17 protein-coding genes are annotated in these 22688 nt (G+C 65.1%); 6 read left to right on the forward strand and 11 right to left on the reverse strand.

Translation table 11 applies throughout. The features are described from left to right. Window positions 1-16: 16 nt before the first annotated feature. Complete coding sequence (gene ggt, locus AQZ49_RS07860; RefSeq protein ID WP_067614699.1) at window positions 17-1774, reverse strand: gamma-glutamyltransferase; 1758 nt, start codon at window positions 1772-1774, stop codon at window positions 17-19. Between the two features lie 72 nt (window positions 1775-1846). Next, window positions 1847-2599 carry a siderophore-interacting protein gene (locus tag AQZ49_RS07865; protein ID WP_067614701.1) on the reverse strand — a complete coding sequence of 251 codons (753 nt, stop codon included), beginning with the start codon at window positions 2597-2599 and terminating at the stop codon, window positions 1847-1849. Between the two features lie 257 nt (window positions 2600-2856). On the opposite strand from AQZ49_RS07865, the gene AQZ49_RS07870 reads away from it, so the two are divergent. Further along, window positions 2857-5043: a TonB-dependent receptor gene (locus AQZ49_RS07870; protein ID WP_067614703.1), complete on the forward strand. Its 2187-nt coding sequence runs from the start codon at window positions 2857-2859 to the stop codon at window positions 5041-5043. A gap of 72 nt (window positions 5044-5115) precedes the next feature. On the opposite strand, the gene AQZ49_RS07875 is transcribed toward AQZ49_RS07870, so the two are convergent. Both AQZ49_RS07875 and AQZ49_RS07880 read right to left on the reverse strand, forming a co-directional pair. Then, on the reverse strand, window positions 5116-6483 hold the full coding sequence (locus AQZ49_RS07875; protein WP_067614705.1) for an FAD-dependent oxidoreductase: 1368 nt from the start codon (window positions 6481-6483) through the stop codon (window positions 5116-5118). Between the two features lie 107 nt (window positions 6484-6590). Beyond that, window positions 6591-8219 carry a S10 family peptidase gene (locus AQZ49_RS07880; RefSeq protein WP_067614706.1) on the reverse strand — a complete coding sequence of 543 codons (1629 nt, stop codon included), beginning with the start codon at window positions 8217-8219 and terminating at the stop codon, window positions 6591-6593. A 288-nt stretch (window positions 8220-8507) separates the two neighbouring features. On the opposite strand from AQZ49_RS07880, the gene AQZ49_RS07885 reads away from it, so the two are divergent. Then, entirely contained in the window at window positions 8508-9503 is a 996-nt protein-coding gene (locus tag AQZ49_RS07885; protein WP_067614708.1) for an acyltransferase family protein, read from the forward strand. Window positions 9504-9513: 10 nt separating this feature from the next. Here AQZ49_RS07885 and AQZ49_RS07890 read toward each other — a convergent pair whose 3' ends face one another. Beyond that, window positions 9514-9714, reverse strand: a complete 201-nt coding sequence (locus tag AQZ49_RS07890; protein WP_067614710.1) for a hypothetical protein — start codon at window positions 9712-9714, stop codon at window positions 9514-9516. Window positions 9715-9753: 39 nt separating this feature from the next. Continuing rightward, on the reverse strand, window positions 9754-11361 hold the full coding sequence (locus tag AQZ49_RS07895; RefSeq protein WP_067614712.1) for a M28 family metallopeptidase: 1608 nt from the start codon (window positions 11359-11361) through the stop codon (window positions 9754-9756). A 307-nt stretch (window positions 11362-11668) separates the two neighbouring features. Here AQZ49_RS07895 and AQZ49_RS07900 point away from each other — a divergent pair, with 307 nt between their 5' ends. Both AQZ49_RS07900 and AQZ49_RS07905 read left to right on the forward strand, forming a co-directional pair. Further along, complete coding sequence (locus AQZ49_RS07900) at window positions 11669-15163, forward strand: amino acid adenylation domain-containing protein (protein ID WP_082701643.1); 3495 nt, start codon at window positions 11669-11671, stop codon at window positions 15161-15163. A gap of 143 nt (window positions 15164-15306) precedes the next feature. Continuing rightward, window positions 15307-16533, forward strand: coding sequence for a serine hydrolase domain-containing protein (locus AQZ49_RS07905; RefSeq protein ID WP_082701644.1), 1227 nt, complete (start codon window positions 15307-15309; stop codon window positions 16531-16533). 103 nt (window positions 16534-16636) lie between these two features. Here AQZ49_RS07905 and rpsI read toward each other — a convergent pair whose 3' ends face one another. The 3 genes from rpsI to AQZ49_RS07920 form a co-directional block, all read right to left on the reverse strand. Continuing rightward, entirely contained in the window at window positions 16637-17164 is a 528-nt protein-coding gene (rpsI, locus tag AQZ49_RS07910) for a 30S ribosomal protein S9 (protein WP_067614718.1), read from the reverse strand. Continuing rightward, the gene (rplM, locus tag AQZ49_RS07915; RefSeq protein WP_067614720.1) at window positions 17164-17643 is read right to left on the reverse strand and encodes a 50S ribosomal protein L13; all 480 of its coding nucleotides are present in this window, start codon (window positions 17641-17643) and stop codon (window positions 17164-17166) included. The genes rpsI and rplM overlap by 1 nt, the downstream gene beginning before the upstream one ends. A 146-nt stretch (window positions 17644-17789) precedes the next feature. Next, complete coding sequence (locus AQZ49_RS07920) at window positions 17790-18833, reverse strand: COX15/CtaA family protein (RefSeq protein WP_067614722.1); 1044 nt, start codon at window positions 18831-18833, stop codon at window positions 17790-17792. A gap of 113 nt (window positions 18834-18946) precedes the next feature. On the opposite strand from AQZ49_RS07920, the gene AQZ49_RS07925 reads away from it, so the two are divergent. Beyond that, a complete protein-coding gene (locus AQZ49_RS07925; protein WP_067614724.1) occupies window positions 18947-19336 on the forward strand; it encodes a MerC domain-containing protein in 390 nt (129 codons plus the stop codon). Between the two features lie 11 nt (window positions 19337-19347). Then, complete coding sequence (locus tag AQZ49_RS07930) at window positions 19348-20280, forward strand: NAD(P)H-binding protein (RefSeq protein ID WP_067614726.1); 933 nt, start codon at window positions 19348-19350, stop codon at window positions 20278-20280. A 4-nt stretch (window positions 20281-20284) separates the two neighbouring features. Here the strand turns inward: AQZ49_RS07930 and efeB are convergent, their stop codons facing one another. After that, window positions 20285-21547 (reverse strand): iron uptake transporter deferrochelatase/peroxidase subunit, encoded by a 1263-nt coding sequence (gene efeB / locus AQZ49_RS07935; protein WP_067614728.1) that lies wholly within the window; start codon window positions 21545-21547, stop codon window positions 20285-20287. Next, window positions 21547-22677 carry a YncE family protein gene (locus AQZ49_RS07940; protein ID WP_067614730.1) on the reverse strand — a complete coding sequence of 377 codons (1131 nt, stop codon included), beginning with the start codon at window positions 22675-22677 and terminating at the stop codon, window positions 21547-21549. The genes efeB and AQZ49_RS07940 overlap by 1 nt, the downstream gene beginning before the upstream one ends. Window positions 22678-22688: the final 11 nt, after the last annotated feature.

The following is a 22688-nucleotide window of genomic DNA, read 5'->3' on the forward strand; positions in this document are numbered from 1 at the left end:
CCGACAGCTTAGCCGCTCAATACCCTTGCGCCAATCCCATCGGCAATCTGGGGTCGATTGCGCCGAACAGACGCGCGGGCGCGATCTCGATCCCTTCGTCATCGGCCGGCGGCGGCGTGGTCCCGGCAATGCGCGGGCCCCCCACGACGATCGCCGCGACGTGGTTGCCGTGGCGGTGTTCGACCATTTTCTGGCCGCGCGCGGCCAGGATCGCCAGCGTGTCGGGCGACAGGCCATAGCGTTCGTAATAGGTCACATCGGGCAGCCATTGCTGGTGGATGCGCGGGGCCTCGATCGCCTCGGTCAGGGTCATGCCGTAATCGATCATGTTGAGCATGACCTGCAGGACCCCGGTCGGGATGCGGCTGCCGCCCGGCGTGCCGATGACCAGCGCCAGTTGCCCGTCTTTGGTCACGATCGTCGGGCTCATCGATGACAGCGGGCGTTTGCCCGGCGCGATCGCGTTGTTGGGCCCTTCGACCAGGCCATAGAGATTGGCCGCGCCCGGCTTGGCCGAGAAATCGTCCATTTCATCGTTCATCAGGATGCCGGTGCCCGGCGCCACGACATGCGCGCCGAACCAGTCGTTGAGCGTATACGTCACCGAGACCGCATTCCCGGCGGCATCGACAATCGAAAAATGGGTGGTGTTGTGGCCTTCGGGGCTGGCGGTCACGCCGCCCAGCGCCAGCGAGGGCGTGGCCTTGTCCATGGCGATCCCGTCGCGCAAGTGTGCGGTATAGGCGGGCGCGATCAGCGCGGCGGCATCGACCTTGATGAAGTCGGGATCGCCCAGCATCACGTTGCGATCGTGGTAGGCACGGCGCAGCGCCTCGATCAGCACCTGGGTCGCATCGGCCGAATGGAACCCGAACCGGGCCATGGGATAGCCCGACAGGATGCCCATCGTCTCGCAGATCACCACGCCGCCCGAACTGGGCGGCGGCGCGGCAATCACATGATAGCCGCGATAGTCGCATTCGAGCGGTTTCATGTCGCGCACCGCATAACCGGCGAAATCGGCCGCCGCGAAAATGCCGCGATGCGCGCGGCTGGCGGCGATCATCGCCGCGCCGATCGGTCCTTTGTAAAAGGCATCGGGGCCACCATCGACGATCAGGTGAAAGGCATGGGCCAGATCGGCCTGCACCAGCCGGTCGCCCGCGTGCCAATGGCCGCCATCGTGGACAAAGATCGCCGCGCTCGCCGGATCTTTCGCCAGTTCGCCAGCCGCCTCGTTCAGCATTTCGGCATCGCCGCGGTCGAGCACAAAGCCTTCACCCGCCAGCCGGATCGCCGGGGCCAGCAGGTCGGCGCGCGGGCGGCTGCCCCAATGCGTGCGGGCATATTCAAGGCCTGCGACAGTGCCCGGAATCCCCGCCGCCAGCCAGCCGCGCGTCGATTTGCCGGGGATCACCGCGCCCGCCTGATCCAGATACATGTCGGCGCGCGCCGCACCCGGCGCGGTTTCGCGGAAATCGAGGAACCGCGAGGTGCCATCGGCCAGCCGCACGGTCATGAACCCGCCGCCGCCCAGATTGCCCGCCTCGGGAAACGTCACGGCCAGCGCATAGCCGACCGCCACCGCCGCATCGATCGCATTGCCGCCATGGCGCAGGACATCGAGCCCTGCCTCGGTCGCCAGCCGGTGCGCGGTGACCACCATGCCATGATCCGCCGCCGCCGGTTCGGGCGAGGCGGCCTGTGCGAGCGGCGCCAGCACCAGCATGAATGCCATCGCCACGGCCCGGTGGCAGACCCCTTTGCGTATCATTACAAACCCTTTGCCTAGTGTCCCACTGAAAGGACTAGCAGGCAAAGGGCATTCAGCAAAACCCGAATAGGCTTACCCGTCGAGCGCCTTGTCGGCCGCATCGGCGTGCCCGCGCGTCCAGTATCCCGCCGCCTTGAGCCATTCGCGCGGGTGGCCCAGTCGGTCGAGCAGATGACTGCGCAGCGCCTTGGCCACGGCGGTTTCGGCGGCGATCCACACAAAGCCTTCGCTGCGTGGCAGCGCGATGTTCCACAAGGCTTCGAGCAGCAGATCGGTGTCGCTGGCGTCGGTTCCGGCGCGATGGACCCAATGGCCGGTCCATTTGGCATGGGTGGCAAAGGTCTGTTCGTCGTCCGCACCGTTGACCAGGCCCAGCGTGATCACCGGTACGCCGCTGCGCAGTTCCTCGACCCGGCGGCCGATCGCGGGCAGCGCGGTTTCATCGCCGATCAACAGGTACCAGTCGAAATCGTCGGGCACCACCGCCGATCCGCGCGGGCCGCCGATCGCCAGCGTGTCGCCCACTTGCGCAGCGGCGGCCCATTGCGTCGCGGGCCCGGCATCGTGCAACGCGAAATCGATCGTCAGCGTGCCCTTGGCGGTGTCGAACCGGCGCGGGGTGAAATCGCGCATCACCGTTTCGCCATCGGCTGTGGCGAAGAACAGTTTGATATGATCATCCGCCGAAGCGCTGACAAAATCGTGGAGTTCAGGTGAGGTAAACACCATCCGCCGCATGTGATCGCCCAGCGCCTCGATCGAGGCGACGGTCAGCGTGCGGCGGCGGGTGTCATGGCGTTGGCGGATGATCTGGTGACGGGACATCGGGATTCCTTGAAGATGCGGCAGACCGAGACGACGGCGCAGGACAGCAAGACGGTTCACGGCGGGGTTCCGGTTGATTCTTTCGAATGCATCTAAGATATATCGGATGCCCAATTTGACAAGAGGAAAAGATATATCTTTGCCGAGTCCCGGCGAAATCTCCCGCGATGGGGGCTTGTGTTATATTATAACATCCATATTGCAGTTGCACATAATTCGGGCCATCGGCCCAAGCCATCTGGAAACACGCCAAGCGTATGATCAAGTTTAACCGACGCCTTCTGGGGCAATCCGCCCGCGCCGCCTGTGTTCTTGCGCTGGTCGGCGCCCCGGCGGCCCATGCCGATGCCACCGATCAAGCGGCCGCCGACCCCGCTGCCTCGTCACAGATCGTGGTCACCGCGCACCGGCTCGACGATGCGCGCGAAAGCATCAAGCCCAGCCTTGGCGCATCGACCTACACGCTCGACAGCGCGGCGATCCAGAACTTGCCGGGCAGCGACAACCAGCCGATCCAGGACATCATCCTGCAGATGCCCGGCGTCAGCCAGGACCAGTTCGGCCAGTTCCACGTGCGCGATGAACACAACGGCGTACAATATCGCATCAACGGCGTGATCATTCCCGAAAGCATCGCGGTGTTCGGCCAGACTTTGTCGCCGCGCCTGATCGAAACGATCTCGCTGGTCACCGGCACGCTGCCCGCACAATATGGCCTGCGTACGGCGGGCATTCTCGACATCACCACGAAATCGGGGCTGAAGGACGAGACCACGGTCGGGATCTATGGCGGCAGCCACGACACGATCGAGCCCAGCATCCAGATCACCGGCAGTTCGGGCCCGACGACGTGGTTTGTGTCGGGCGACTACAAGCACAGCGATCTGGGCATCGACAACGTCAACAGCAGCTATACCGCGGTGCACGACAACACCGAACAGTTCAGCGGGTTTGGCTATATCGACCGCATCATCGGCGACAGCGACCGCATCGCGTTCACCGGCGGCTATTCCAACCAGCATTACCAGATCCCCAACCCGGCGGGGCCGACCGATCTGGTCGGATCGCAGACCGACGCCAATGGCAATCCGGTGGCGGTCAACGGCGTAACCAGCTTCAACAGTGCCGATCTCAACGAACAGCAATTGCAGACCTTCGGGTTCGGCGCGTTGAGCTGGCTACACAGCGCGGGGGCCTTTTCGGTCCAGGCTTCGGCGTTTGCGCGCTTCGCAGCGCTCGATTATCACCCCGATTATGTCGGCGAACTGCTGTTCAACGGTCTGGCCCAGGCGGCCAGCAAGAAGGACACCGTGTTCGGCGGGCAGGTCGATGGTTCATACAAGATCAGCGGCCATCACACCTTGCGGTTCGGCGCCTTGTTCGAACACGACCAGTCGAAGAGCAACACCAACAGCAACGTCTTTCCGGTCAACGACGCGGGCCTGATCGACGGGCCGCCTGAATCGCTGGTCTATATCACCGACGTCAGCCAGCGGACCTACAGCGCCTATCTGCAGGACGAATGGCATGTGTTCGACACACTGGTGCTCAACTATGGCGCCCGGTTCGACGAAAATGATGGCGCGCGCAACGAGCGTCAGTTGAGCCCGCGCGTCAACATGGTGTGGACGCCCGCGCCCGGCACCACCGTACATGCAGGCTATGCCCGCTATTTCGCGCCCGCGCCGTTCGAACTGGTGGCCAGCCGCAACATCGCGCAAGTCGCCAACACAACGCTGGCGCCCGCGGTCACCACCGACGATGCCTCTTATGCCCAGCGTGAGAATTACTGGGACATCGGCATCCAGCAGAAGATCGGACGCGACTTTACCGTGGGTCTCGACGGCTATCTGCGGCGCGACACGCATCTGGTCGATGAAGGCCAGTTTGGCGCGCCGATCATCCTGACCCCGTTCAACTATGCCAAGGGCCGGTTGATGGGCACCGAGCTGACCGCGAACTATCACCACGCCGGGTTCAGCGCCTATGGCAACTTTGCCCTGCAAAAGGGCCAGGGCACGCAGATCGATTCCAACCAGTACAATTTTACCCAGGCCGAACTGAATTACATCGCCACCCACTACATCTATCTCGACCATGATCAGACCAGGACCGGCTCGGCGGGCGCCGCCTACAACTGGACATCGGGCGCGCTGGCGCATTCGAAGATCAGCGCCGACATGGTCTATGGTTCGGGGCTGCGCCGCGATCTGACACTGCCCGATGGCACCGATGTGCCTAACGGCGACCATCTGCCCGGCTATGCCACCGTCAACCTGTCGATCGGCCACACGTTCGTCGCCAGCGGGGTCGATGTGCGCGTGGTGGTCGAAAACCTGTTCGACAAGATCTACGAGATTCGCGACGGCACCGGGGTCGGCGTGGGCGCGCCATCATACGGCCCTCGGCGCGGACTGTTCTTCGGCGTGACCAAGACGCTGTAATATCGGGTCGCGCGATGCGCGACGCAGACCACCCGCCCCGCGGTTCACGTCAGTGAACACAAACCATCCGGATCAGTCGATCCGGGCACCCTGGCGGCGCAGTTCGGCCTGTATCGTGCGCATGTCGACGTCGTGGAAATCGCGGCCCTGGCGGATCGAGACCGCCGCAGCCACCCCGGCGCCCTGGCCGGCCACGGCGCAGGCCATCATGTTGCGCACGGCGGCGTGGCTGACTTTGTCGCCGCCGATCGAGCGCCCGGCCACGATCAGGTTGCGCGGGCCGCTGCGCGGCAGCAGGCTGCGATAGGGAATGTGGAAATAGCGGCCGGTGGTGGGGATGATCAGCAGGCCATAGCCGTCGATGAATTCGGGAAAGATCCCGATCGAATCGTCGAACCGGCCTTGTCCGCGCACATCGCCGTCGACCAGATTGTAGACGGCGTCGATCTTGCGCGTGTCGCGAATGCCCAGCGTCATGCCGAAATTGCGCAATTTGGCGTTTTCGCAGCCGGGCATGAACGCGCGCAGCGCGGCGATGGCATGCATCGCCTGCGCGCGGCCCTCGATTTCGCCGCTGGTCAGATCATCGGGGTCGGTGCCGTCGCGCGTCATGTGCACCAGATTGAGATAAGTCAGGTCGCCCTGATCCGAGACCGTGCCCCAGGTTCCGGCAATCGTCTTGAGCCCGTCGGGCAGAATCCCGGCGCGGTGCGCGGCCTGAAACGGCTTGCGCAGGAACGGTGAAAACAGCGTGTCTTCCTTGCCCGCCGTGGTCACCGCCCATTCGCCATCCTTGGCCCAGTCGGCATAAGTCTGCGGGTCGGCCTTGACCGCGGCGATGAACCCGGCCTTGTCGACGCCCGACATCGAGAACATCACCGACACGCTCATCATCTCTTCGCGCGGGGTCTTGAACACCGGTGCGCCCGCCATGGCCGCGATATCGGCATCACCGGTGGCATCGATCACCCGCCTGGCCAGGATCGCCTCGCGCCCGGCCTTGCTTTCAGTCACGATCCCGCGAATTTCGCCGTCCACCATGATCGGCGCGACAAACATGCGGTGCAGCATGGGGTGGACCCCGGCTTCGCCCACCAGCACGTCGGCGACATATTTGAACGCTTCGGCATCGAGCGCGTGGCTGATCGACTGGGGTTCGGGCAATGCGGCGCCCATTGCCTTGGCGCGGTCCTCGAATTCGCGGCCAATGCCTTCGCTGTCGATGGTCGCAGGGTGGCGATACCAGGCGAACCCTTCGACCCCGACCTGGGTGATGTTGCCGCCAAAGCAGCCATAGCGTTCGACCAGCGTGGTGTGCGCTCCGGCCCGCGCCGACGCCAGCGCGGCGGCGAGGCCCCCCGGCCCCGACCCGACCACCAGCACGTCGGTTTCATGGATCACGTCGATCTGGCGGGCGGGTTCGGTGATGGTGCGGGTCATGGCGTGCACTGCTGCGCCGGATCGGATTGTGACTCCACTGTATTCTTGGCCCCATCGTCAAAATAAATTGTCTGCCGGTGCCGGGGCTTATGACTCTGGCGCATGACCTATCGCGGCAGATTGTCGGTCTGGGCGATGAACCCGGCCACCGCGTCGTGCAACTGGTGCAGCGCATCGGCATTGGCATAGACCATGTGGCCCGACCGAAAATAACGGAACGCGATGTTGCCTTGCAGGCTGTCGGGGATCTGCAAGTGATGCATTTCGTACCAGCCTTCATAGTACGGCGTGGCCAGATCGAAATAGCCGCCGGCCACCAGCACTTTCATCTGCGGGTTGAATTTCATCGCGGTGGCCAGATCGGGCATGACATTGGCGGTGCCGCGCACCGGGTCGGTCTGCCCCGGCGGACGGTGGTCGAAACTCCAAAACGCACCGACCGGCGCCTCGGGCTTGTAGGTTTCGCCCTGCCCGTAATGCAGCGTGTCGCGCACATAGGCGTTGAACACCGAGACATAGGCCGAACTGATCGCCGCCGATTGCGGGTCGTAATCGGCCTCCTTGTTCAACACATCGATCGCCGGGCCGGAAAAGCGCGTATCGAGCCGCCCGGTGGTGAGCGCGCTGCCGATCTGCAATTGCTGGGTAAATTGTCCGCCTTCGACGCGCAGATCGGATTTGAGGATATAGTCCACCGGCAGGCCGATATAGCCCGCGATGCGTTCGGCAATCGCGCGCTTTTTCGCAGGATCGAGCAGCGATCCTTGTTGCAGCGCGCTGGCATAATCGCCGCTGGCAAACGCCTCGACCTCTTTCAGGAACGGTTCGAGTTCGGCCGGGCGCATGCCGGGCAGGCGGTTGTGGTACCACGCGGTTGCGGCATATGTCGGCAAGGCCGTGATATAGGGCTGGTCGGTACCGGGGTTGAGCGAGGCGCCATCGGCCGACAGATTGAAGTTGAGGATCTGCGACAGCAGGATCACGCCGTTGAGATCGACCGAACTGTCGGTGGTCAGGCGCGCCGCGATCATGGCCGCGCGCGGCGTGCCATAGCTTTCGCCGAACAGGTATTTGGGCGAATTCCACCGGTCGTGGCGGGTCAGAAACGCCTGGATAAAGCTGGCAAAGGCATGGGCATCGGCATCCATGCCCCAGAACGCCTTTTCCTTGTCCTTGCCGGCAATGCGCGAAAAGCCGGTGCCTGGCGCATCGATGAACACCAGATCGCTGGCATCGAGCAGGCTGGCATCGTTGTCGACCAGTGTATAAGGCGCCGCCGGGGTATGGCTGTCATCGCGCGTGAGCACCCGGCGCGGGCCGAAAGCGCCCATGTGCAGCCACACCGTCGCCGAACCCGGCCCCCCGTTGAACAGGAACGTGATCGGGCGATTGGCCGCAGGCGCACCCTTCTTGAAATAGGCGACATAGAACATCGAGGCTTCGGCATCGGGTTCGGGCCGGGCGTCGGTAGCCTTGCCCGGATCGCGCGCGGCGCGTTCGCGCCAGGCGGTGTCGTCCCAGCCGTCGGGATGGACGACAATCGTGCCCGACACAGCGGTATAGCCGATCGCCTGGCCCTTGACCGTCACCGTGCCTGCCGATTCGACTTGCCCTTCCTTGAAAATCACATCGGGGCCGGGCGCCGCTGTTTCGACCTTGTCGGCGGCCAGCGCTGGTGTGCCGACCAGCGCCAGGGCACTGGCGGCGATCAGGAAATGGGGCAGGCGCAGCGGCATCGATGTCTCTCCCAATGGCAATTGACGCAGGGGCTGCCGCATTCCGGTATCAGGCGCAACCGGTTTTAGGGTCTGATTCAAAATTCGCGAAAGAGCGAATTTTGAAGGCCGCACCGGCCCGCTCCCCCACCCGACCGCCCGACGACAGTACCCTGTGGGTGGTCGGGTGGGGGAGCGGGCCGGTGCGGCCTTCGGAAATTTTGGCGAAGCCGGAATTTCCGATCAGACTCTTTCAAATATGCGGTTCGTAAAGGGTTTGTTGGGCGCGCGCTGATACTGCCAGCGGCGATGACACCGACTTTGGCAGACAAGGCGCCCGCGCGGCTGGATGGCCTGCAAGTGCTGCGCGCGGTGGCGGCGCTGGCGGTGGTGGTGTTCCATTGCCACTGGACCGGCATTGCCAGCTTTGGCGTGGAGCTGTTCTTCGTCATTTCGGGGTTTGTGATCTGCCATGCCGCCGCGCACGATCCGCGCCATTTTCTGGCCCGGCGGGTGGCGCGCGTGGTGCCGCTGTACTGGCTGGCGACGGGCGGGGTGTTTGCGCTGGCGGTGCTGGCGCCCGCGCTGGTGCCGGCGTCCCATGCCAGCGCCACCAACCTGCTGCGATCATTGCTGTTCTGGCCCTATCTGCGTGCCGATGGTGCGGACATGCCGCTGCTGTTCCTGGGCTGGACGCTCAATTACGAGGCGCTTTTCTATGTCGTGTTCGCGGGATGCCTGGCAATTTCGAACCGGCTGGCGCCGCTGATCGCGCTGGGTGTGCTGATCGCCGCCGCGTTGTTGCACCCGTGGTGCGTGCCGCTGGGCGATCCGCTCGATTTCTGGACGCGGCCGATGGTGCTCAACTTTGCCTGCGGGATCGGCGCCTGGCTGATCTGGCACCGCGCGGGCGAAGCGCTGCAGCGCATCCCGGCGTGGCTTGCCTGGCTGAGTGCCGCTGCCCTGTTCGGCGTGTTGCTGGCGGGTGCACAACACGCGCTGGCCGGGTCGCTGCCGTGGAGCGGGATTATCAGCGCGGGCCTGTTGCTGGCCCTGCTCGCGCTGGCGGGCCGGGCGCGCTGGCCGACTACGCTGCTGCTGGTCGGCGATGCCAGCTATTCGCTCTATCTGTTGCACCCTTATGTGCTGGAGGCGGTGAACCGCAAGATCCACGCCTTTGGCCCCGATCCGCTGGGTGTGCTGGCCACACTGGTCGCGGTGCTGGCGGCGGTGGCGGTGGCGTTTGCGATGTTCCGTCTGGTCGAACGGCCCAGCAATCGCGCGCTGCGCCGCCTGATCGGGTAAGCCGGGCGGCCTATTTGACCGGCGCCGGATCGCGCGCCCAGGGCGATGTCGCGGGTTTGCCGTCGGCGTGCGGCGCCGCGTTGTCTTCCGCATTGGTCTCGTCGGCTGACGGCACGGTGCAATAGGCGGTCAACAGCACGCCCGCCGCCCACAGCAACGCCTTCCAGCGGCTGGCAAACAGCGTGTTGAGCTTTGGCCCCGGAAAGAACATGCCCGCAAGACTACGCGCGGGCGGTTAACAAGGGCTTTTTCAGTGCCCGAAAATGCTGGTCGCCAGCCATTGCGGACGGGTGTCGCTGTCGGCCACGCGCTGGGCCAGATCGGCGACGAAGGCATCGAGCTTGACCGCTTCGTCCTTCAGCACGCCGCCCTGGTCCAGATTGTCGGCGGGCGAATGATAGCGGTTGGCGCGCCAGTCGTGTTCGATCCGGAATTCGGGCGTGTCGCGGGCAAAGCCGAATTTGAACGCCAGCGACGGAATGCCCTGGCGGACAAAGCTGAACTGGTCGGTGCGGATGAACACGTTGCGATCGGGCAGCGGATCGGGCGCCAGGGTCAACCCCTGGTGCGCCGCCACGGCACGGGCATCGGCGCCCAGCGTGCTTTCACCTTCACCGACAGCCAGCACGCTTTTCAGTGGCCATAGCGGCAGCGGCATGTCGAAATTGAAATCGGCGACAATCGCCCCGTCTGGCACGGTGGGGCGCATCGCGAAGTAATGCGATCCCAACAGGCCCTTTTCCTCGCCGGTAACGATCACGAACAGGATCGACCGGCGCGGCCGCACCGACGCGTGGGCCAGCCGGTGCGCGATGTCCAACACCGTCGCCACGCCCGACGCATCGTCCATCGCCCCGTTGTAGATCGCATGGCCATTGATCGGCGCGCCGATCCCGAGATGATCGAGATGCGCCGAAATCACCACATATTGCGCCGCCAGCGCCGGATCGCGCCCGTCCAGCCTGGCCACCAGATTGGGCGAGGTCAGTTCGTCGCGATGCGCGGCAACCGATGCCTGCAACCGCACGGGCAGGTCAAAGGCATGCAGCGTGCGCGACGCATCGGCAGCGGCGGACACCTCGGCAAAGCTGTGGCCCGATCCGGCGAACAGCGTTTCGGCCTTGTCGGGGTCGATGCTGGCGGCAAAGAAATCGTCGGGCGTGTCGCGCAGCTTTGCCTCGGCCAGATACATCCCGCTTTGCCGGGCCAGCAATTTCTGCCGTGCCCAGGGGATTTCGATCTGGCGCGGCGTGGTCAGCGTGATCAACCCGACCGCGCCGCGTTCGCCCAGCAGCCTTGTGCGCGCAAACCGGGCATTCGATTTGATCGCGCCAGAAATGTGTGCAGGGCCGCCGCTGATCACCACCGCGATCTTGCCCTTCAGATCGACGCCCGCAAAATCGTCGTGGCCTTGTGCGGGCAGATGCAGCCCATAGCCGATGAACACCAGCGGCGCGTCGATCTGCGCCGGGCGCGGCGCGCCGCCCGCGGCGATCAGCGCGTCTTCGCCCACCTGCAACTCGGTGCGCGTGCCGTCTTGGGCGATCAGTGTGGCGCGCGATGCGGCCTGATCGACCACTTGCTGTTCGAACGCGACCGGTTGCCAATAGCCGTCCACCCCGGCAGGCCTGAGGCCTTCGGCCTGAAACCGCGCGATCACATATTGCGCCGCGCGCAGATAGCCCGGCGATCCGGTCTGCCGCCCTTCGTTGCTGTCGGCGGCAATCGCGCTGATATCGGCCCACCACTGGGTTGCCGCGTCGGCCTGTGCATGGCCGGGCACGGTCTGGCCCAGCACGAGCGCGCTGGCGGCGAGCAGGCGAACGCCCAGTCTGGCGATTTTCCGGTTGTGCGACATCGTTGCTGGCCCCTTGCGGTGGTGTGGCGGGATACTGTCTGCGGCACGGGCCCGGTTTCAACCACCAAGATCGCAGCCGCCATGCTCGGGAAAAACTCATAGGTAAGAATGCTTATAAAAACCAATTCCTTACTTGGAGATTTGCCAGTCCGGTTGTCCGCAAGCCACGGCGAACCTTGCTACCTTATAGGCAACCTATTGTAATTTCGAATTAAACCATGCGAGATGGGGCAAGGCATCGGTCTGGCGCGGGAATTTTGCCAAGCCGCATGACGAACCACAGCCTGGATGAAGACATTGATCGGAAATGACAATATTCCTGGCTGAAGATACCCGAGTGGTTGGGCCCGGCAAAGTCGCAAATCCGTTGGCGCCCCACGGCCCGGCGGCGCTGCCGGTCGATCGCGCGCTGACGGGTCGGGCACCGCAATGGTTGACCGTGTCGTTGCGCCTGCACCAATCGGTTGATGACGACAGCATCGCCTTTGCGGCGCTATTCGTATGCGGGCGGATGCTGGGGCTGGCACGCGCGGGGGCGTGGCGGCACGCGGCCTCGGGGCGGCGCGGCTATATCAGTGCCGATCTGGCGCCGCACGCGACTCTGGCCGCCTTGCGCGAGTCGTTGCACGAAAGCGCGCAGGCGGACGAGCATGCGCTCGATCTGGCGATTTGTGCGGGTGGTCCTGCCGGTCTGGCCCATGCGGGCCAATTGACGCTGGTGCACCAGGACGCGGGCCGCTGGCTGAGCCTGCATGTCGACGCGGGCACGGTCGCCCGGTCGACGGCCCGCGATGTCCTGCAAAAGATCGCCTGCGTGGTCGGCGCATTGACCGACCGGCCCGATCTGGCCGCCAATGCGCTTGAACTGGTGACCGACACGGCGCGCGCCATCCTGCCCGACTTGTCGCGGCCGATCCGGCGGGATCGGTTCGAACCGGTCGCCGACACTCTGCTGCGCCGGGCGCAAAGCCACCCCGAGGCGCTGGCGCTGGTCACCGCTGAACGGGCCTATTGCTATGCCGAACTGGCGCGCGTGGTGCGGCATGGCGCTGCGCGTCTGCAGGCGGCGGGCCTGCAACCCGGTGATATCGTGGCGATCACCGGGTTCATGAGTTTCGGCATGATCGCCGCGATGCTGGCCACGCTGGCGGCGGGCGGGGTCGTGGCGCCGATCGATTGCGCGCTGCCGCCGGCGCGCCGAGATCTGCTGGCACAGACGCTCACCCCGCGTTTCACCGCGCACATCCGCCCCGGCATCGATCCGGTTGACGGGCTGGATTTTGCCGAATGGCCGACACATGCGGTGCTTGCCGCGATGCCCGAGGCGGCGGCGGCCGCCTTCGTGCCGGGTGACCGCGCGGCCGCCTATGTGTTCTTTACCAGCGGCAGCACCGGCACGCCCAAGGCGGTGCTGGGCACCCACCAGGGCCTCGCCCATTTTCTCGACTGGCAAAGGGCGCAGTTTCCGATCGGGCCGGGCGACCGCGCCGCGCAGATCACCGCGCTGTCGTTCGATGTGGTGTTGCGCGACGTGCTGTTTCCGCTGACCAGCGGAGCGACTTTGCATATCCCCCCGCGCGACATGCTGCTCGATGCGGGCCGGATGCTGCGCTGGTTCGCCGATCAGGCGATTGGTGTGATGCATTGCGTGCCGTCGCTGATGCGCGCGTGGCTTTATGCCGACGAAGGAATGCGGCCCTTTTCGGCGATCAAATTCGTGTTTTTCGCCGGCGAGCCGTTGACCGATACGCTGCTGGCGCGGTTTCGCGACGCGGCGGGCGACCATACCACAATGGTCAACCTCTATGGCCCGACCGAGACGACCCTGGCCAAGCTGGCGCACCGTGTCGAGCGGATCGAGCCCGGTGTGCAGCCGGTCGGCATGCCACAGCCGGGTGTCAATGTGGCGATCATGCGCGACCGCGCGCATCTGTGCGGCCTGTGGGAAACCGGCGAGATCGCCATCCGCACGCCCTACCGTGCGCTCGGCTATCTGGGCCGCGACGATTTGACTGCGCAAGCGTTCCTGCGCAACACCCGCAACGACGATCCCGAAGACCTGCTCTATTTCACCGGCGATCTCGGGCGCTATCGTGCGGACGGCAAAGTCGAAATCTTTGGCCGCATGGACGCGCAGATCAAGATTCGCGGGGTGCGGATCGAACCCGGCGAGATCGAAAACCGGCTCATACACTTGCCACAAGTGCGCGATGCGGCAGTGGCGGCGCGCACCCTGGCGGGAGGCGACAAAGTGCTGATCGGCTTTGTCGTGCCTGACGCGCCGGTCGCGGCGGACGCGCAGCGCGATTTTGCCGCCGGGTTGCGTGACGCGCTGCGCCGGCAGTTGAGCGATGCGATGGTCCCGTCGCGCATCGTGGTGATCGATCACCTGGCTTATCTGCCCAACGGCAAGCTCGATCGAAAGGCCCTCGGCACGCTCGAAATCACCGCGCCTGCCACACCGCGCCCCGATCGGCCCGCGCCGATGTCGCCAGCGCAAGCCGCCATCATCGATTGCGTCCGGCGCGAATTGCCCGGGGCGAGCGTCGATCCCGGCCAGAGCTTTGTCGAAATCGGCGGGGATTCGCTGTCATTCGTGCGCGTGGCGATCGCGCTCGAGGCCTTGCTCGGCCCGTTGCCGGACACCTGGCAGGACATCCCGCTGGGCGCGCTGGCACAGCAGGTGGATCGTGGCGCCCAGGTTGGTGCAACACCACGCTTTCCCGGCTTTGACACCACGTTGCTGGTGCGCGCGGTCGCCATCGTACTGGTGGTGATCACCCATCTGGGCATGTTCGTCGATGCGCGACCGACATCGGCGCTGTTTGTCGTTTCGGGGATGAGTTTCAGCCGCTTTACCCGGCCCTTGATCCGTGCGCGCCAAAATCTGCAACCGGTGTTCCGGCTGGTGCTGAAGTTCGGTGTTCCGGCGGGTCTGTGGCAGGCGGGGCTGCAGATAGTCCAGCACCGGCTGTGGCTGCCCGATGTCGTTCTGCTCGGCACGTTCTGGCACGATCCCGCCAATGAGAGCGCGACGTTCTGGTACCTCGATGTGCTGGCCGCCAATCTTGCGCTCTATGGCCTGATCACCCTGGCCCAGGCCCGCTGGCTGCGCGGCGGATCGGATAATTCCGGCGACGTGTGGTTCCGGCGCGATCTGATCGTGCTGGCGATCGGTCTGCTGGTCGCCGCGATCCAGATCAAGAGCGGCATCTGGAACGGGCTGGGCCCGCGCGGTCCGGCGCAGTTCTGGGATGTTGCGCCGTTCAAATGGTTCTGGTTGCTGGCGCTCGGCGCGCTGATTGCACAAGCCGACAGCGTGTGGCGTCGGGGATGGCTGTTTGCGCTGATAGCGGCAACCATGCTGGCCAGTCTTGTCGAGGCCTGGCGCCTGACTGACGTGTTCGACGACACCGGCGTGCTTTTCGCGGTCTGCGCGGGGCTGCTGGCGCTGACGCCGCGTATGCCGCTGCCGCGCTGGCTGCACCGTCCGCTGGGACTGGTGGCATCATCGACGCTGTTTATCTATTTGTGCAATTTCATGGTGATCAAGCGTGTGCCGGGGGGGCATTGGGATGGCGCCTGGCTGGTCAAGCTGGGCGCGGCGATCGGTCTGGGCATCGTCCTGACTCATGGCTGGAACCGGCTGCCGGGGTTGGTGCACGGCCGCCGCCCGAAGGCAGGCACAAAGGGGGCCATTGCAGACCCCCTTTGCGCATCTCTGTCCGGCCGAAATGCGCAGGGTTCGCGCTTGGCGCTTCGATCGCGCGCGCCTGTTCAAAGCCTTGAAAGTCAGTCTTAAAATGTAGAATTTCGGCACTTTCAAAGCGTTTTCAAGACTTTGGCGCTTGGCTGTGCTTCTCGTCTGTTGGTTGGCGGGCGACTTGTGTCGCGCAAACCAAGCCGCTACGCTATCTACAACAATGTTAGCATGGGGGATGCAGGATGCGCTGGGGAGCTTGGACGGCGGTTGGCATTGGTGTGATCATGGCGCTTGGGGCTGGGGCCTATGCCAAGCGCGACTTTCTCTATTTCGCAATGCACGCGCCCAAGGATCGCGACGTGCTGCAATGGACGGTTGCGCAGCGCGACTATGCCTTTGGTCACCTGGATGAACTGCCGCAGGTCAAGTCGCATGTGATGACGCCAAGCGCGACGCCGCACGCGTTCAGCCAGGGGCCTGGGCTCTCGTTGTTCGCGGCTGACGGCAAGACGCCATTTGATATGGATCGGTTTTTCGACCATCAGCGCGCGGTCGGAACGCTGATCATCGTTGATGGCAAGATCCGTTTCGAGCGCTACGGCATGGGTTACGATGCCAACAGCCGCTGGACCAGCTTTTCGGTCGCCAAGTCCTTCACCTCGACCCTGGTCGGCGCGGCCATCAAGGATGGCTATATCAAAAGCATCGGTGAGCCGGTCACCGATATCATTCCCGAATTCAAGGGCTCGGCTTATGACGGGGTGACCGTCCAGCAGGTGCTAACCATGTCATCGGGCGTCAAATGGAACGAGGATTATGCCGATCCGCACTCCGATGTCGGCAAAATGGCGGATTTCCCGACCACCCAGGGCCTGGAGCAGATTGTCGCGCAATTGAAGCAGCAACCGCGTGCCGCCGCACCGGGTACGGTGTGGCATTACAATACCGCCGAAACCGGGCTGATCGGTGTCCTCGTCATGCGCGCGACGCACAAGCCGCTGGCGCAATACCTCAGCGAGAAAATCTGGAGCCATTATATGGCGCTTCCCGGATTTTGGGTGCTCGACAAATCGGGGCGGGAGATTGGTGGTTGCTGCCTGTCCTCGTCGCTCGCCGACTATGCGCGGATGGGCCAGTTCATGATGGACGGCGGCAAGATCGACGGACGATCGATCCTGCCCGACGGCTGGATCGCGGCCGCGACGCACAAGCAGCGCGACATCGGCCATCCCGGACGTGGCTATGGCTATCAGTGGTGGACCTATGACGACGGCAGCTACTCGGCTGTCGGGCATTTCGGGCAGACGATCTTCGTCGATCCAAAGCGCAAGCTGATTGTCGCGACGGTTGCCGATTTCCCGAGCAATGACGAGACAGACCGGATGGAAGAGCGCTTTGCCTATCACCGGCTTGTGCAGCAGGCGGTTGACAAAGAGCAGGGGGTGACCGGGCGCGCGCTGATGCAGTAATGTCGGCGCAGTCATCTCTTCCGCCCGTCCGCTGCGCCTTGCGCCCAAGAAAAAAGCCCGGGGAAATCCCCGGGCTTTTTCCGTTTGCCGTTTCGCGAGCGACTTAACGCTTCGAGAACTGGAAGCTCTTGCGCGCCTTGGCCCGGCCGTACTTCTTGCGTTCGACAACGCGCGGGTCGCGGGTCAGGAAGCCTGCGGCCTTGACCGCGCTGCGCAGCGCCGGTTCAAACTTCGACAGCGCCTGGGCGATGCCGTGCTTGACCGCACCGGCCTGGCCCGACAGACCGCCGCCCTTGACGGTGCAGATCACGTCGTACTGGGCATCGCGACCGGCCACCTGGAACGGCTGGTTGATCACCAGACGCAGCGTGGGGCGGGCGAAATAGACTTCCTGATCGCGGCCGTTGACGGTGATCTTGCCCGAGCCGGGCTTGATCCACACGCGGGCCACGGCGTCCTTGCGGCGACCGGTGGCATAGGAACGACCCTGCGCATCGATTTCGCGTTCGCGCAGCACGGCCGGGGGGCCGGTGCGGACCACGGGTGCCACATCGCCGGTGTCTTCGGCGGGGGCAGCAGCAGCCAGATCCTTCAGATCGGCCAGGCTGGAAACGGTATCGGTGTCAGCCATTATGCACCCACCTTGTTCTTGCGATTGAGCGACGCGACATCGAGCACTTCGGGCTGGTTGCCCGCATGCGGATGGTCGGTGCCGTTGTAGAGATGCAGCGCGCGCATCTGGGCGCGGCCAAGCGGTCCGCGCGGGATCATGCGTTCAACCGCCTTTTCCACCACGCGTTCGGGGAAACGACCACCGAGCAGCTTGCCCGCGGTCAGTTCCTTGATCCCGCCGGCATAGCCGGTGTGCTTGTAATAGATCTTGTCCTTCAGCTTGTTGCCGGTGAACTTGACCTTGTCGGCGTTGATCACGATCACGTGATCACCGCAATCGACATGCGGGGTGAACGTTGGCTTGTGCTTGCCACGCAGCAAGTTGGCGATGATCACCGCCAGGCGACCGACCACCAGGCCGTCGGCATCGATGACATGCCATTTCTTTTCCACCTCGGCCGGCTTGATCGACCGGGTGACCTTTGTAAGCGCCTTCATGGGCTTTGGGTTCCCTACACAGTGTGCCGGGCGCGCGACCGAAAGGCCCTGCTGCACGGCGAGTGATGCGGGCCTTTGTTGCAAATCGGGTCCGAAGTCAAGGATTCGGGCGGGTTTGCCGAGAGGTAAAATAATACCTTAAGCTATCAGGCCCTGCGCCCGAGGGCATGCGCGGCCCACGTCGTCGCCACCACCAGCAGCGCGCCGGTCAATTGGTGCAGCACCGCCAGCGGCAGCCACACCCCGCTCCACACCGTCGCGATGCCCAGCAGCACTTGCGTTCCAAACGCGCTGTGCAGCGCGATCGAGGCCGGGCGGTTGCCGCTGCGGCGCACCTGCCGGGCCAGCACCACCAGGATCGCCACCACCACCCAGGCCCACCAGCGGTGGAGGAAATGCACCAGATAGGGATCGTGGCCGAACGCAAACGGCGCGCCCTTGCTCCAGTCGATCCCGGCAGGCCACAGGCGCCCCTGCATCAAGGGCCAGGCATCCCAGTTGAACCAGCCCGCGCCGGCCACCACGCCAGCGCGCAGACCCGCCAGCCAGGCCCCCAGCATCAACTGGATCGCCAGCGCACCCAGTGCAAGCGCGGCGACCGGGCGCAGGCGCGCAGGTGCGGCCCCGCGCGAATTGCCGATCAGATCGAGCGCGGTCCACACCACGCCTGCCAGCGTTGTCAGCGCGACCAGCAGGTGCGTGGCCAGCCGGAAATGGCTGACCTTGACATCATGCACGATCCCCGACTGGACCATCCACCAGCCCACCGCGCCTTGCAGTCCGCCCAGCGCCAGCAATGCCACCAGCCGCAGCTTGTACCCCGCCGGGATCTGCCCGCGCAGCCAGAACCACACCAGCGGTGCGGCGAACACCAGTCCGATGCCGCGCGCCAGCAAGCGGTGCACCCATTCCCAGAAAAAGATGAACTTGTACGTCGCCAGCGTCATTCCCGCCGGGCCGTTGATCTCGATGAATTGCGGGGTCTGGCGGTAACGGGCGAATTCGGCCTGCCATGCCGCCTCGCTCAGCGGGGGCAGGGTGCCCGACACCACGTTCCATTCGGTGATCGACACACCCGATTCGGTCAGCCGGGTAATCCCGCCCACCACCACGATCGCCACGATCAGCAGCGCGACAACAGTCAGCCATTTGACAAGCGCCAGCGGGCGTGCGGGGGTGGTCTGGATCATGGCGCCCGATCTGACTGCAGATCGCGCCGCATGCAAGGGGGCGAAATGTCCACTTGCCCGCAAAGGGCAGGGCCCCTCTTGCGCAATGATACATTATCACATATATCGCTCGCATGCACAAAGCCCCTCAGACCGCCGTTTCCCCCTCTCATGGCCGCCTCGACCGGATGGGCCTGATCGTTTCGGGCCTGTGCATGGTGCACTGTCTGGCCGGGCTGTTCCTGATCGGCCTCCTGGGGCTGGGCGGCGGGTTGCTGCTGCATCCCGCGATCCACCGTGTCGGCCTGATCGCGGCGGTGGTGATCGGCGCGGCGACGATCGGCGCCAATGCGCTGCGCCATGGCCATCGCCTGCCGCTGGCGCTGGGCGTGACCGGGCTGCTGCTGATGGGTGGCGCGATCCTGTCCGAACATGGCGTGGGCGAGGCGATGATGACCATCGCCGGGGTCGCGCTGGTGGCCAGCGCGCATGTCATCAATATCCGGCGCGGGCCCTGCTGCTGAAACGCATCGCATTGCTGGGCGCCACGGGCACGATCGGCCGGGCCAGCGCCGGGGCGCTGATCGGGCGCGGGCACGATGTGGTGTGCCTGGTGCGTGCGCCCACCATCATTTCAGGCGCGACCGTCCGCTGCGTCGATGTCACCGATCCCGCTTCGCTGGCGCGCGACGGCTTTGCCGGGGAACAGTTTGACGCGGTGGTGTCGTGCATGGCCTCGCGCAGCGGGGTTCCGCACGATGCCTGGGCCATCGACCATCGCGCGCACATGAACGTGCTGGCGGCGGCGCAAGCGGCAGAGGCCACGCATTTCGTGCTGCTGTCGGCGATCTGCGTGCAAAAACCGTTGCTGGCGTTTCAACACGCCAAACTGGCGTTCGAGGCGGCGCTGATCGACAGCGGCATGCGCCATACGATCGTGCGACCGACCGCGTTTTTCAAATCGTTGTCGGGCCAGATCGCGCGGGTACGGCGGGGCAAGCCGTTCATGGTGTTTGGCGATGGCACGCTGACCGCGTGCAAGCCGATCAGCGATCGCGACCTCGCCGCCTATATCGCCGACTGCCTGGTCGAGGAAAGCCGCTGGAACCGCGTGCTGCCGATCGGCGGACCGGGCGATGCGATCACCCCGCGCCAGCAAGGCGAGGCGCTGTTTGCCATGCTGGGCCGTCCGGCGCGCTTCACCTCGGTGCCGGTGGCGTTGCTCGATGCGATTGCCGGGGGGCTGGGGCTGGCGGGCAAACTGGTGCCCGCGCTTGCCACAAAGGCCGAACTGGCGCGGATCGGCCGCTATTACGCCACCGAATCGATGCTGGTGCGCGATCCGGCAACCGGGCGTTATGACGCGGCGGCCACGCCATCGACCGGCGGCGACACGCTGTTCGATTACTACCGCGCGGTGCTCGACGGCGTGGATGCGCCCGAACGGGGCGACCACGCCGTGTTTTGAACGATCATGCCGAAAACAGCGTCTCGCCAATGAAACCGCCCGGTCGCGCACCCGGCGGGCAGGCGAACAGGCCGCTGCCGACATGGGTGACGAACTGGTTCATCATGTCGAACTTGGCCATGTTTTCGAACACTTTGACAAACCCGGTGCGCGGGTCGCGCTGCCAGCACAGGAACATCAGCCCGGCGTCCTGCATCATCCCCTGGCGCCACGGCGGCCAGCGCTCGGCAATATGCGCCACGCCATTGTCATAGGAATAGGCGCGGCGCAGGATCTGCGCCCCGTCGTTGGTTTCGGGCGCGGCCAGCCGCACATGGCTGTTTTCGGGGATGATGAAGTTGCCGTCGGTATCGGTGGCGGCCAGCTTCATCGGCTCGAACTCGTCGCGCTGGCCCAGCGGGGCGCCGCTGGTTTTGTGGCGCCCGACCACTTGTTCCTGAAACCCCAGCTTCATGCGGTCCCAGTGTTCCAGCGCGATACGGATCGGGCGTGCCACCAGATAGGACCCGCCCTGCATCCAGCCGCCTTCGGCCCCGGCCCAGACGTGGCGATCCATGTCCGCCGCGCTGGTGGGGTTCATCGTGCCATCCTTGAACCCCATCAGGTTGCGCGGGGTTTCGCCGCGCCGCCCGCGCCCGGCCATGCCGGTCTGCGCCCAGCGATATTGCACCACGCCCGCGCCGATGCGTGCCAGATGGCGCACCGCGTGCATCGCCACCACCGGATCGTCGGCGCAGGCCTGCACGCACAGATCGCCAGCGCACTTTTCGGGCTGCAACTGGTCGCCGTTGAATTTGGGCAGATCGATCAGTGCCTCGGGCCGGTGCGCGGCCAGGCCAAAGCGATCGTGGCCATCCTGCACAAACAATGTGGGGCCAAACCCGATCGTCAGCGTCAGCCGCGCGGGGCCAACCCCTGCCGCTTCGGCCGAATCGGCGGGCGGCGCATCGGGTGCATCGCTGTCGCCCAGTGGCAATCCGGCGGTCAGTCGCGCGCCGGCCTCGGTCCAGCGGCGCAGCAGCGCCTCAACATCGGCGCGCTTGTCGGTCACCACGTCGAACGCGGCGAAATAGAGGTGATCTTGCGCAGGGGTGGCAATGCCGCCCTGATGCGCGCCGAAAAACGGCTCGATCGCGGCGCCGTGGCCATGCATGATCGGTGGCGGGGTCGCCTTTGCGCCACCGGCCAGCATCGCGCCGCCCAGCGTGCCCGCCGCCGCGCCCAGAAAGCCCCGGCGCGAGGCGCCCTTGCGGATCGTGGTGTCCATCACCGGGTCGCCTTCATCAGCGTGTTCATGTCATCGGTCACGTAATAGAATCCGCTGCCATCGGGCAGCATGGCCAGCCCGAACAAGTCGCCATTGCCCGGCGGCGACTGCGCCTGATCGTTGTCGATCCACTGGGCATAGATCTGCTTGCCGGTGGCCGGATCGATCTCGACCACCTGGCCGTTCTTGCCATTGGTGACGAGCAGATGCTTTTCCGGGGTCCACGCCATCGCCAGCGGCCAGGCGAGCAGTCCGTCGTGCGTCACCGTGCGCCCGATACCGCCGCTGGTGGTGCGGGTGGAGGCGTGGTCGACGGCGATCACGGTGTTTTCCAGACCGTTGGTGGCATAGAGCGTGTCGTCATCGCCCAGCGCCAGCCCGGTCGGGCCGAACACGAAATTGTCGAGATCGGCGCGCTGCGACAGGCCGTCGGCGACCACCGTCTGGCTGGTCAGCACCGGCGGCTTGCCCTCGGGCACGGTCACCTCCAGCCGGAGGATGGTCGCCTTGTGCAAGACCACCGGGTAATGCGTGGCCGGATCGAGCACGCGCGGACCGGGCACGCCGAAGCCGGCCATCGACACGAACAGCGTGGCATGATCGCCATGATCGGCCACCGCCATATTGCCCCACGGCCCGCTGATCGTCGGGCCGGCCCAGGTGGCCACCAGCTTGCCGGTGGCATCGAGCACCAGCAGGCAGCCTTCGCCGCGCGTGGTGGTTGTGCCGTCCTTTGACGGGAACGAGCCGACGATCACCCAGCCCGATTTGAGCATGGTCATCGCGGTGGTCAGCCCGACCCCGCCGGGACATTGCGCCAGCGATTGCGGCACCTGGGCAAATTGCACGGTCTTTTTGGTCGCTGGATTATAGTCGACAATCGTCGTGCCGGTGCCTTGCAGATTGCTGATATTGTTGAAATTGCTGATCAGGACATCGCCTGCCTGCACTTTGCCCGCGCTGACCGGGGCGACCACCACCGCATAAGGGTTAAGATCGCCGTTGTCGGGCGTGGTCAGCGCCAGGGTCTGGTGCCGGTGCACGGTTTCCAGAAAGCCCTGTCGTTCGGCCAGCGCCGGGTGTGCGGCAAGGCCCGCCATGGCAGCCAGCAGGATCAGCGTTCGGCGCATCGATGTCGTCC

This window comes from Novosphingobium sp. FSW06-99, assembly GCF_001519065.1.
Lineage (GTDB): Bacteria > Pseudomonadota > Alphaproteobacteria > Sphingomonadales > Sphingomonadaceae > Novosphingobium.